Annotated in this window: 9 protein-coding genes; 6 read left to right on the top strand and 3 right to left on the bottom strand. The window is 63.3% G+C overall.

Going from position 1 to position 12454, the window contains the following annotated elements; translation table 11 throughout:
- Nucleotides 1-31 precede the first annotated feature (31 nt).
- Entirely contained in the window at nucleotides 32-2689 is a 2658-nt protein-coding gene (locus B2994_RS07135) for a DNA gyrase/topoisomerase IV subunit A (RefSeq protein ID WP_291527681.1), read from the bottom strand.
- Between the two features lie 185 nt (nucleotides 2690-2874).
- On the opposite strand from B2994_RS07135, the gene B2994_RS07130 reads away from it, so the two are divergent.
- Nucleotides 2875-4092, top strand: coding sequence for an alkaline phosphatase family protein (locus B2994_RS07130; protein WP_291527680.1), 1218 nt, complete (start codon nucleotides 2875-2877; stop codon nucleotides 4090-4092).
- A 64-nt stretch (nucleotides 4093-4156) separates the two neighbouring features.
- Here B2994_RS07130 and sepH read toward each other — a convergent pair whose 3' ends face one another.
- On the bottom strand, nucleotides 4157-5275 hold the full coding sequence (gene sepH, locus B2994_RS07125) for a septation protein SepH (protein WP_291527679.1): 1119 nt from the start codon (nucleotides 5273-5275) through the stop codon (nucleotides 4157-4159).
- 135 nt (nucleotides 5276-5410) lie between these two features.
- Here sepH and B2994_RS07120 point away from each other — a divergent pair, with 135 nt between their 5' ends.
- The 3 genes from B2994_RS07120 (at nucleotide 5411) to B2994_RS07110 (ending at nucleotide 8636) form a co-directional block, all read left to right on the top strand.
- Complete coding sequence (locus B2994_RS07120; RefSeq protein ID WP_291527678.1) at nucleotides 5411-5704, top strand: DUF4193 domain-containing protein; 294 nt, start codon at nucleotides 5411-5413, stop codon at nucleotides 5702-5704.
- Nucleotide 5705: 1 nt separating this feature from the next.
- Nucleotides 5706-6182: a dUTP diphosphatase gene (gene dut / locus B2994_RS07115; protein ID WP_291527677.1), complete on the top strand. Its 477-nt coding sequence runs from the start codon at nucleotides 5706-5708 to the stop codon at nucleotides 6180-6182.
- Between the two features lie 132 nt (nucleotides 6183-6314).
- Nucleotides 6315-8636: a RelA/SpoT family protein gene (locus B2994_RS07110; RefSeq protein WP_291527676.1), complete on the top strand. Its 2322-nt coding sequence runs from the start codon at nucleotides 6315-6317 to the stop codon at nucleotides 8634-8636.
- Nucleotides 8637-8778: 142 nt separating this feature from the next.
- Here B2994_RS07110 and B2994_RS07105 read toward each other — a convergent pair whose 3' ends face one another.
- Nucleotides 8779-10233 carry a DUF349 domain-containing protein gene (locus tag B2994_RS07105; protein WP_291527675.1) on the bottom strand — a complete coding sequence of 485 codons (1455 nt, stop codon included), beginning with the start codon at nucleotides 10231-10233 and terminating at the stop codon, nucleotides 8779-8781.
- 92 nt (nucleotides 10234-10325) lie between these two features.
- On the opposite strand from B2994_RS07105, the gene hisS reads away from it, so the two are divergent.
- The gene (gene hisS, locus B2994_RS07100; RefSeq protein WP_291527674.1) at nucleotides 10326-11723 is read left to right on the top strand and encodes a histidine--tRNA ligase; all 1398 of its coding nucleotides are present in this window, start codon (nucleotides 10326-10328) and stop codon (nucleotides 11721-11723) included.
- A 40-nt stretch (nucleotides 11724-11763) separates the two neighbouring features.
- Nucleotides 11764-12454, top strand: a 691-nt coding sequence (locus B2994_RS07095; RefSeq protein WP_291527673.1) for an amino acid--tRNA ligase-related protein, incomplete at its 3' end; no start/stop codon positions are given.

Raw genomic sequence — 12454 nt, 5'->3', positions numbered from 1 at the left:
CATCAGCTGACTGTTGATGCCATGCAACGTCTCAGCTCACAAACGCGATCGGATTGGCCAGATCGGCGCCCGAACCGTCACGGCGCATATCCGGCTTGGGCAGCTCGACCGGAGTGCCGCCCTCGGTGGTCGCATGCAGCGGATATGCGCCCACCCACGCCAGCAGCACGGTATTCTGGCCTTTGAGAAAACGCTGGGATCGTACGCCTCCGGTGGCGCGTCCCTTGGTGGGGTACATCTCGAGCGGTGTGACTTTGGCCGCGCCATTGTCGGTTCCGGGCAAGGCGTCGGCGTCCCCCGCCACGGTCAGCACCACGGCTCCGGACGCACTGGTCAGACCATTGTCGCCTTCCTCGTAGGTCCAGGCGATCTTGCCGGAAGGAACGACGTTGAACGTCGCCACATGCTGGCCGACGGCGAGTTTGATGCCCGCCATGCCCGCGGCGGTGCGACCCTGCGGGCGTACATTCGAGGCCGCGAACGTCAGCAGCGACGAATCGGATGAAATGAATACCAACCGGTCGTCGTCGGCGGCGGGTGCCGCGAACATTACGGTGTCGCCGTCCTTCAGATCGATAACGGGCCAGGAATCCATCGTGGTCGGAGCTTCGCGGTTCCAACGCTTCACCACGCCGTTGCGCGTACCGATGGCCAGGGGGGCGGCGCCGGCGGCCATGGACACCGCGGTGACCACATGCTCGCCGGGGACGGCGTCCGTGTTTTCCGTCATGGTTATCAGCTCGTCGGCCTTTACGCCGCCGGCCGCCGACAGCACCGTCGAAGCGGCGATTGACGGCAGGTCGGCTACATGGGCCAGCACCAGACGTCCGGCCGACGTCACCAAACCGTAGATTGCACGCGTGGTGGTGGCGAAGATCGAAGTGATCGTATCCTCGGCGACGCGGCCGTCGGCGGCGGACCGTGAATTCCATACATCCATGGCGCTGGGCGTCGTCCGGGCGATCAGACCCGAGGCGCTCATCATCACCACGCACGGTTCGTCGGCCATCTGCAGCATCGCCGAAGCGACTTCGTCCTCGCCGGCCTTCTTTGCGGCTGCAGCGGCCGCCGCGGCATCGGCGGCGTCGGATACCGAACTGACGGCGCGGGCGGCCTCCAGCGCGGATGTGGGCACACCGGATTCGCCCTGTGCCTGAACGGGTGTGAGCGTACCCGTCTCATCGGCGTCGAGAATCACCGTGCGTCGGGGAGTACCCCATTTGCCGGCGGCCTCGTCCATTTCGGCAACGACCACGCGGTCCAGCTCTTCAGAGGAAGCCAGAATCGCGTCCAGCTGCTCGATCTGCCGTTTGAGATCGTCGCGTTCGGCTTCAAGCTCAACGCGACTCATCCTGGTCAGTCGGCGCAGGCGTAGATCGAGGATGTACTGCGCCTGGGTCTCGTCGAGGTCGAATACCGCCATCAAGCGGGTTTTGGCGCTATCCGCGTCATCCGAAGTGCGGATCACCTGAATGACCTCGTCGATGTCGATCAGGGCGAGCAACAGACCCTCGACCAGATGCAGCCGTTCCAGCGCCTTGTCCTTGCGGAACTCGCTGCGTCTGCGGACCACCGTGCGGCGATGGTCGATCCATACCGAGAGCAGTTCCTTCAGTCCCATGGTATGCGGGCGCCCGTCCACCAGCGCCACATTGTTGATGGAGAAATTGTCCTGCAGCGGCGTGTGCTTGAACAACTGGGCCAGCACGGCGTTGGGGTCGAACCCGGTTTTGATCTCTATGACCAGCCGGGTGCCGTTATGGCGGTCCGTCAAATCGATCGCGCCGGAGATCCCCTCGAGCTTGCGTGACTTCACGCCCTCCGAAATGCGTTCGAGGACGCGTTCGGGGCCAACCATGAACGGCAGTTCGGTAACGACGATGGCCTTTTTCCTGGCCGTGACGTTTTCGACATGCGTCGCCGAACGTGTGGTGAACACGCCTCGCCCGGTCTCATAGGCCTCGCGAATGCCGGTGCGGCCCACGATGATCCCGCCGCCGGGCAGGTCCGGACCGGGCACAAAGCGCATGAGCTCCTCAAGCGTGGCGTCGGGATGCGCCATCAGATATTTGGCGGCGTTGATGACCTCGCCGAGGTTGTGGGTCGGCATGTTCGTCGCCATGCCCACCGCAATGCCGGAACCGCCGTTGACCAGCAGGTTGGGGATGGCGCTGGGCAGCACAGTAGGCTCTTTGAGCTTGTTGTCGTAGTTGGGAACATAATCCACCGTGTCCTGGTCGATGTCGGCGTTCATGCCCAGGGCGGCCGGGGCGAGTCTGGCCTCGGTGTATCGGGAGGCCGCGGGCCCGTCATCCAGGGAACCGAAATTGCCGTGGCCGTCCACCAGCGGCAGTCTCATGGCGAAGGGCTGGGCAAGACGCACCATGGCTTCGTAAATGGCCGAATCCCCATGCGGATGCAGCTTGCCCATCACCTCGCCGACCACGCGGGCGGATTTCATATACGGTCGGTCGGGCGTCAGATTCATGGCGCCCATCTGGTACACGATGCGTCGCTGCACGGGCTTGAGACCGTCGCGGGCGTCCGGCAGCGCTCGCGCGTAAATCACCGAATACGCGTATTCGAGGAACGACTTGCTCATCTCCTCGTTCAGTGGCGTTTCGACGATGTGCTCCTTCACCGTACGCGGATCATAGGCCGGCGCGGCCGGTTTGCGATGCGTTGCCATACGTGCGACTCCCCGTTTCTTGACTCAAACTCGCCTATTTTACCGTGTCTTATGCCCAATGTCCCATTCGGGGATTCCGCGGAATCGGTCGAGCGCAACCGCCCCGTGCCGATTCGTCGGCGGTTTTCGCCGCTTTCGCGCGTTGGGTGCCGCCTTCACGGCTGCCAAGTGCTTGAATGGAATGCATGGGAATCGAAATGCCGGATATGAATGACCTGTTGCAGTTGACGTCGGACGTGAAGTATGGGGATGACGATTCCACCCGGGGCGGCGCCCGGCACCTATCGGCAGTGTTGCCGGCGCTGAGCTGCGCCATAGGGCATCCGGTTCCCACCGCGGTGCACCACGATCCCGCGGCATTGCAGCGGGCCCTGCATTTTCCCGATGCGAAATCCGCCATCGTGGTATTGGTCGACGGTTTGGGATTCTGGAATCTCGCCATGCGTCTCGGCCACGCGCCGTATCTGCGCTCGCTGATGAGCGATTCAGTGAACCAGCGGCCGATCGACACCTGCGTTCCCAGCACCACGGTCGCCGCCATGGGGGTGTTCGGCACCGGAACCTGCCCCGGGCTGACCGGCATGGCCGGCTATACGCAACGCAATACCGTGACCGGGGAGCTCAGCCAGCTTATCCAGTTCAAGCATGCGATCCCGCCTCATGATCTGCAGCGGCAGCCCACCGTGTTCGAGCTGCTGCAGGCTCGGCAGGTGCGCGCCACGAGTTCCGGATTGCCGAAATTCGCCGCATCGCCGCTGACCGAAGCCGCGCTGCGGGGCAGCGAGTATCTGGGCGGCACACTGCCGTCGGAGCGCATCAAGGCAGCATGCCGCGCGGCCCGGACGCCTGGTCTGACATATCTTTATATCCGCGATGCCGATAAGGTCGGTCATAACTACGGCTGGGACTCCGATCGGTGGATCGGCGCCTTTGAGCGGATCGACGCCCAGCTGGCCCAATTGCGCCGGATGGCGCCCAAGGGCACGCTCATCGTCATCGTCGCCGACCACGGCATGATCACCGCGGACCCCGGGCGGCGTATCGACATCGCCGACGAGCCGCAGTTGCGGCAGGGGGTGTCGATGGTCGGGGGTGAGCCGCGCTCGCTGATGCTGTACGCCGACGACGGCGTCGATCCCCGTGACATCGCGGCTCGGTGGCGGCGCCGGTTGGAGGATGCGGCCCGGGTGCGCCTCGTCGACGATGCCGTGTCGCAGGGCGTCTACGGGCCGGTTGATCCGAGGGTGAGGCCCATGCTGGGCGATGTGCTGGTTCAGGCCGCCGGCAGCGTCACGATAGTGGATTCGCGCATCCAGAATGAGAAGGCCACCCATCTGCCCAGTGTGCATGGCTCGCAAACCATGCTGGAGATGGAGATTCCCTGTCTGATCGACCAGGCCTGAGACGTCGGTCGGGTGGCCAGCCCGTTCTGGACGGTGCTTGGCTGATCGTCCTATTCGCCGGGACCTATTCGCCGAAGAGTATCTCGTCCCAGCTGGGCACCGCCGAGCGCCCCGACCGCTTTTTCTGCCCGTCGCCATGCGCACGGGTTGCGCCGGCGGAGGCGGTCGTCTGGGTTTGCTTGTCGGCAAAGGTCTTCGATGAGGCCGGCGCCGCAGCGGAGGCGGCCTCATCGTGCCGGGATGCCGTGTGATCCGCATCCGGCGATGCGGATCCGGCGGCGTCGGCGGACGTTCCGGCGTCGGCCGCAATGGTGTCGGTGTCGGTGATGCGCTTCTCGGCGTTTGGGTGGGCCGACGGTGTGCCGTAGAGCCAGTTGGTCAGCGGGCTGCCGCTTGCCGCGCCTCGGGTTCCCGTCGTGGTTGCCGCGGATTCAGCGGCGTCCGAGGCGGATGCGGTCGCAGCGGCGGGGGAGATGTCGGTGTCGGGCCGTTGGGACGAAGAGGCAGGGGAAGAGGGGCGGCTTGCCGCGGTTGGACGTCCGGATGCCATATCGTCCGACTGCTTTGCGAGAAAGGCGGATCCCGCCATGGTGTCGGTGGGCTCGCCGAGCAGTCGCTTGGCGGCAACATTCAGCGACACCACGGTGTTGTCGCGCATGTTCCATGACCAGTCGGCCCTGATGGTGCGTCCCGCGGCGTCGAATGCGGCCTGGATGCGCCACGGCTCATGATTCCGGCGCGTCGCCTTCCAGGTGATTTGGTCCATGCCGATGCGCGAGGTCTGCAGCGCCTCGGCGATGATCTCGGCATGCGACCGCGGGTTTTTGGCGCTTTTGCTGGTGGGCATCGACAGGAACTGGTCGATGGCGTATTTCTTCTCGGTCTCCACCGGGGCGGCGAAGCGACGCACCAGGGCCTGCGCCACATTGAACTGCTCCGCGATGTTCTCCGGGCTGACGCCGGCTCGGATCATTGACTGGATCCGGGAAATCGGCAGCGCGGACGAGGCCTGCGGCGATGGCGTGCCCATCAGCTCGCTTCTGACCTGCTTGGCCTCCAAAATGGCACGTTCCAGCTCGTCGTCGATACGGACGGTGAAATGCCTGTTCATCGCCTCGAACACCAAGTCACCGGCATCGCTGACATGGTCGAGACGCGCTAGGTTCAATGGTTCTTCACGCATGCTCTGCACCACTCCTCCAAGAAAAGTCCGTTAATTCTATTGTGCCGTACCGTGTCGCATTTTACGAGTATTTCAAATCGTGTATCCTATGGCGCAGTACAAGTCATGGTTATTTGGTATGCAAAGGAGGACACAATGGCGCAGGATTATGATTCGCCACGCAACAAGGATGAGGACGAGGAGTCGTTGCAGGCTCTGGGCAAGTCCGCGCAGAACTCGTCAAGCGATATCGACGACGATGAGAACGCCATCGCGGAGGACTACGAACTGCCGGGCGCCGACCTGAGCAACGAGGACGCTTCGGTCACCGTGATTCCGATGCAGGGCGACGAGTTCATCTGCTCGGAATGCTTTCTGGTGAAGCATCGCAGCCAGCTCGCCTACACCACTGACGACGGTCAGCCCGTCTGCGAGGAGTGTGCCGCCTGATATGGCAGTCGACGAGAGCTACAACGAGCCGGAAACCACCGAGGTGCTCGTCAAGGCGTTGCGTGACGATGCGGATGTCCGTCCGCGCTATGCGCATGCCGGCGACGCCGGTGCGGATCTGAAAACCGTCGAGGATTTCGAGCTTCGGCCATTCGAGCGAGCACTGGTGCCCACGGGCATCGCGATCGCATTGCCGGCCGGTTACGTGGCGCTGGTGCATCCGCGCAGCGGTCTGGCGGTCAAGCAGGGTGTGACCGTGCTGAACGCGCCCGGCACCATCGACGCCGGATACCGCGGAGAGATCAAGGTACCGCTCATTAATCTGGATCCGGAGCACACCGCGGTTTTCCGTAAGGGGGATCGGATCGCCCAGCTGGTGATCCAGCGATATGTGGAGGCATCCTTCATCGAGGCGCGGACGCTGCCCGGGTCGGATCGCGCCGAGCGAGGGTTTGGCTCGACGGGAGTGGCCGGCTGAGGGACCGGTTGACAGGTCGGCTGCGTTGGTTCGGCTGATGACAAGCGACGCGTCCGATTCCGCGATGGATGGCGTAGGATGGTAGCACCGAGAAGCGAGGAGGGAATGATGCCTGGCGATGTCGCAGGAGATATGAAAGCTGCCAAGCCCGAGGATTTCTCGTCTCGTGCCTTGGGATGTGAGATCAGTTCCGATCCGTTGAATCCGCTGCTGCCCATTTGGCGGGTATGCGAGGCCCACCATCCGGGGGAGGATCTGTCGATTCTGCGACGTGCCTATGCCCGTGCGGTGAAGCAGCACGCCCCGCAGCGCCGTAAATCCGGCGAACCCTACATCATTCATCCGCTGGCGGTTGCGCAGATTCTCGCCGATCTTGGCATGGGACCGGTTGTGGTGGCGGCCGGCTTGCTGCACGACACGGTGGAGGACACCGATTACACGCTTGACGAGTGCCGTCAGGAATTCGGCGATACCGTGGCGGGTTTGGTGGATGGGGTCACCAAGCTCTCGAAGATGGAATACGGCGATCTGGCCCAGGCCGAAACCATTCGCAAGATGGTGGTGGCCATGAGCCGCGATGTGCGTGTTTTGGTGGTCAAGCTGGCCGATCGAGTGCACAACGCCAGAACCTGGCGGTATGTGAAGGCGTCCAATGCGCAGCGCAAGGCGCGCGAAACGCTGGACGTATACGCGCCGCTGGCGAATCGGCTCGGCATGAACGCCATTAAAACCGAGCTTGAGGAATTGAGCTTCAAAGTGCTCTATCCCAAGATCTACAACGAAATCGTGGTGCTGGTGGCACGTCGCGCGGGCCAGCGCGAGGTGTATCTGAAGCAGATTCTGGCCGAGATCAACGAGGATCTCGACGCGCAGGGCATCAAGGGGTATGTGACCGGCCGCCCGAAGGACTATTTCTCCATTTATCAGAAGATGATCGTGCGTGGTCATGATTTCGCCAATATCTATGATCTGGTCGGCGTGCGCATCATCGTCGACACGATTCAGGACTGCTATGCGGCCCTTGGCGCGGTGCATGCCCGCTGGAATCCGGTTCCGGGCAGGTTCAAGGACTACATTGCGATGCCCAAGCTCAACATGTACCAGTCCCTGCACACCACCGTGGTGGGTCCCGGCGGCAAACCCGTGGAAATCCAGATCCGCACCTGGGATATGCATCGTCGCGCCGAATTCGGCATCGCGGCGCATTGGAAGTACAAGGAGAACGGTCAGGCGGGCCGTGCGCTGAGCGCCCCCGACAAGGCGGATCGGCAGCGTGAGCATCAGGAGCCGAGCGAGGCCGACAATCTCAAGTGGATTCAGCAGCTTGCCGACTGGACGTCGGAGACCCCGGACTCCAACGAGTTCTTGGGGTCGCTGAAGGAGGATCTCGGGTCAGCCGAGGTGTATGTGTTCACGCCGAAGGGCAAGATCGTCTCGCTGCCCGCCGACGCCACGCCGATCGACTTCGCCTATGCGGTGCACACCGAGGTCGGCCACCGTACCATGGGCGCGCGCGTCAATGGTCGTCTGGTGCCGCTCGACACCAAGCTGGAGAACGGGGACACCGTTGAGGTGCTCACCTCCAAATCCGACAACGCCGGTCCTTCGCGTGACTGGCTGAGCTTCGTCAAAAGTCCGAAGGCCCGCAACAAGATTCGCCAATGGTTCTCCAAGGAGCGTCGCAGCGAGGCCATCGAGGAGGGGCGTGACGAGCTGACCCGCGCGATGCGCAAGCGCAATCTGCCCATCACCACGCTGCTGACTCCCGAGGCTTTGGTCGGCATTGCCTATGAGCTGAATTTTGCGAACGGCGACGCCGTGTTCGCCGCGATCGGTGATGGGCAGATCTCCACGCAGAACGTCATTTCACGACTGGTGAAGGACGCCGGCGCCGATGAGGTGGATGCCGAGGTCGAACAGGAGGCCCTTCCACTCAGGCAGGTTGAACGCACCAAAACCACCACGAGTTCGTTGGGCATCTCCGTAAAGGGCGTGGGCGATGTGTGGGTCAAGTTGGCCCGCTGCTGCACGCCGGTGCCCGGGGACGACATCATCGGCTTCATCACGCGTAATCAGGGCGTCTCGGTGCATCGTACCGATTGTCAGAACATGATCGACCTGAAGAGGCGTCAACCCGAGCGTGTGGTGGATGTCGCCTGGACCAACACCAAGGGCAGCTTCATGGTCAAGATCCAGGTCGAGGCGCTTGACCGTCCCCATCTGCTGTCCGATGTGACCAAGGTGCTTTCCGATCATGGCGTGAATATCATTTCGGGCACCATCGCCACCGGACGTGATCGCGTGGCCACCAGCCAGTTCACCTTTGAGATGGCGGATCCGCAGCATCTGAACACCCTCCTGTCCGCGGTGCGCAAGGTCGAAGCGGTGTTCGACGTGTATCGCATCACCGGAACCAAAGACTCCACCGAGCCGCGCCTGCGTCAGATGAGGTAGGGGGGCAGGCGTCGGAACGGGATTCTTCGCTTGGTTTGGGCGTGGTCCATCGTCCGCCTATGCAACCCATCGAGAATACGGCGAGGGGCGCCATCCACGTGAAATGGCGCCCCTCGCGCTTCTTGTCCGTAGCCGAAGAAGCTTACTTGATGGCGTTCAGCCACTGCTCCTTGGTGGCCTTCTCGGCTTCAAGCGCGGCCTTCTTCTTCGGATCCGACTCGGCGGCGATCTTCTGATCCAGTTCCGCGAGCTGGGCGTTGAGCTGGACCTCGAAGCTGGACTTGCGTGCGTCGGTTTCCGGATCGTGCTGCGTCCACACGGCGTCCTCCACGGCCTTGATGGCCTGGTCGACGGCGTCCAGACGGCCTTCGATGCGACGAACCTCATCGCGCGGGACGTAACCGATCTGGTCCCATTCCTCCTGGATGTCGGCCAGGGCTTCGCGGGCCTTCTTGGCCTCCGCTTCGGTGCTGACCGGCAGCAGGGCCTCGGCCTTGGTCAGCAGTTCGAGCTTTTTGGCCAGGTTCTCCTTTTCGTCGGACAAAGTCTGATCGCGATCCGCCTGGCGCGCGGCGAAGAATACGTCCGCCGCCTCGCGGAAGCTCGCCCACAGCGCATCGTCCTCGGCGCGTCCGGCGCGGCCCGCGGCCTTCCAGCGATTCATCAGATCGTTGAATTTGCGGGAGGTCTCGCCCCAGGCGGTGGAATCCTTCAGCTCCTGGGCCTCCTTGACGATGGCTTCCTTGGCGGCCTTGGCGCGCTGCTGCTCGGCGTCGCGCTCCTGGGCCCATTTGCGGCGGCTGCGGCTGAACTCCGAGCGGGCCGCGGAGAACCGGCTCCACAGCGCATCCGCATCGGCCTTGTCAATGCGGACGGAGGTGCGCTGATGCTGCTGCCACTGATCGAACAGCGAGCGGAACTTGTCGCCGGTGGAACGCCAATTCGTCTTGTCCCCGAGGGATGCGGCCAGCGCCTCGGCCTTCTCCACGATCTTGGTGCGTTCGGCGACTGCCTTGGCGACGGCGGCCTTGCGCGCCGTGGCGATCTCGGTCTTCTTGGCGGCGCCGGCGGCGGAAAGCTCCTCGAACTTGGCCTTGAGGGCGGCGATATCGCCGACGACCGGCGGTTCGGTGATCTCCTGGCCCAGGGTCTGCAGCGATTCGTCGATCTCACGGGGCTTGATGTTCGAGGACTTCAGACGGGTCTCCAGCAGGTCGAGCTTGGCCCGGAGATCGAGGTACCGGCGTGCGTACAGATCCAGCGCCTCCTCGACGGTGGCGTTGGGGAACTGGCCCACTTCGCGTTCCGCGTCGCCCTCCTTGACGAATACGGAACCCTTCTCGTCCACGCGGCCGAAGGCGGCGGCCGCCTTGACATCCGCGTCGGTGTAGGTGGCGGTGGCCGCCGGGGCCTTCTTGTGACCCTTGTGGGCGAAGGCCGCGGGGGAGGGGGCATGAGGTTTGGCCGCGGAGGGTTTCACACTTGCGGGGGAGACGGTGGCGGAAGCTGACGCAGCCGATTCTGCAACGGCGGGCGTCGCTGCCTCGGCGTTGGCATTGGTGGTGGATTCGGGGGTGGTCACTGTTTCGTCGGCCATGGGTCAGCTCCTTATAAGCTGTCGGGGGGTAGATGTCGTATTGCGGTGGGCGCGGAGACGCTTTGTCGCAACGTCACCTATTATAAGGACTCGTGGCTAAAGGTGCATCATTATCAGGATTTCCCGAGTGGCTTCCGTCCGAGCGTGTCGTGGAGCAGCGTGTCATCGACACGTTGCGTCACGTTTTCGAGCTCAACGGATTCCTCGGCATAGAGACTCGTGCGGTGGAACCGGGTTCCAGCCTGCTGAAAAAAGGCGAGACCAGCAAGGAGATCTACCTGCTGTCCCGTCTGCAGGAGGTGACCGCCGGCAAGGAGAACACCACCCCGATTGAGGATCGTCTCGGATTGCATTTCGATCTGACGGTTCCGTTGAGCAGGTACGTGGTCGAGAATTCGGGGGCTCTGGCGTTCCCGTTCAAGCGATGGCAGATCCAGAAGGTCTGGCGTGGCGAGCGTCCGCAGGAGGGCCGCTACCGCGAATTCGTGCAGGCCGACATCGATGTGATCGGCAATGGCGATCTGCCCGACCACTATGAGGTCGAGCTGCCGTTGGTGATGGTGTCCGCGCTGGAGCGGCTGCGTGCGTTCGGCCTGCCCAAGGCGACCGTCCACGCGAACAACCGCAAACTGTCCGAGGGGTTTTATCGTGGCCTCGGATTAAGCGACATCGAAGGTGTGTTGCGCGAAATCGACAAGCTTGACAAAATCGGTGCCGATGAAGTGGCGAGACTGCTCACCGAAACATGCGGCGCCACCGAGTCGCAGGCCCGCGCCTGCCTTGAGCTGGCCGAACTGACCGCGGCCGACGGCGCCGAGCTGTCGAAGAAGTTCGACGAGCTGTGCGTCAGGCATGGCATCGCAACGGACACGGAGTCCAGCGACGCCTATGCGTTGGCCAGGCAGGGACTGGACACGCTGGCGATGATCGTGGACGAGGCCGCCGCGATCCGCCCAGGCTCGGTGATCGCCGATCTCAAGATCGCCCGGGGCCTTGACTACTACACCGGTTCCGTCTACGAGACCTTCCTTGACGGGGCCGCCTCGCTCGGCTCCATCTGCTCCGGCGGCCGCTATGACAATCTGGCGTCCCAGGGCAACCGCAAGTATCCGGGTGTGGGGCTGTCGATCGGTCTGTCCCGTCTGGTCAGCTACATGCTGCATACCGCCGGTGCGCGCGCCAGCCGCGTCAGCCCGGCCGCCGTGATGGTGGCGGTGTGGAACGAGGAGGAGCGCGCGGCGTCGAATCTCATCGCGCAGCAGCTGCGTTCCCGCGGCATCGCCGCCGACGTGGCCCCCACGGCCGCCAAGCTCGGCAAGCAGATCAAATACGCCGATAAACTCGGCATTCCGTACGTGTGGTTCCCCGGTCAGGAGGGTGCCGGCGATGAGGTGAAGAACATCGTCACCGGTGATCAGGCGCCGGCCGATGCCACGTCGTGGCAGCCCGATACTGTGGTTGCCCAGCAAACGGTCGTCATTGACCGGTAACAGCCCAAGCAATCCCACAAGGTATCAAAGGGGAAAAGATATGAGCCAGACGGCTTATAGAACACATCATGCCACTGAGGTGACCGAAGCTCTCGTGGGCCAAAGCGTCACCCTCGCCGGTTGGGTGGATCGTCGTCGCGATCACGGCGGCGTCGCCTTCATCGATCTTCGCGATTCGACCGGTTTGGTGCAGGTCGTTATCTACGATGAGGAAATGGCCCGTCCGTTGCGCTCCGAGTTTGTGATCCAGGTCACCGGTGAGGTGCGTCTGCGCCCGGATGGCAACGAGAACACGCATCTCGCCACCGGCAAGATCGAAGTTGTGGCCAAAACCATTGAGATTCTCTCCAAGTCCGACGCCCTGCCGTTCCAGGTGTCCACCGCGCTCGAGAACGAGTCCGAGAACAAGCTGCCCGGCGAGGATGTGCGTCTCAAGTACCGCTACCTTGATCTGCGTCGTCCGTCGATGCAGCGCAACCTGAAACTGCGCTCCGACGTGACCCGTGCGGCCCGCCGCGCTTTGGACGAGATGGACTTCACCGAAGTCGAGACCCCGACCTTCATCAAGTCCACGCCCGAGGGAGCCCGCGACTTCGTGGTGCCGGCCCGCTTGGTTCCCGGTTCCTGGTACGCGCTGCCGCAGTCCCCGCAGCTGCTCAAGCAGCTGCTGATGGTCTCCGGCGTGGAACGCTATTATCAGCTGGCCCGTTGCTATCGCGACGAGGACTTCC

Origin of the sequence: Bifidobacterium sp. UBA744 (genome assembly GCA_002298605.1) — a bacterium.
Lineage (GTDB): Bacteria > Actinomycetota > Actinomycetes > Actinomycetales > Bifidobacteriaceae > Bifidobacterium.
This window is presented reverse-complemented; position numbering and strand designations above follow the sequence as displayed.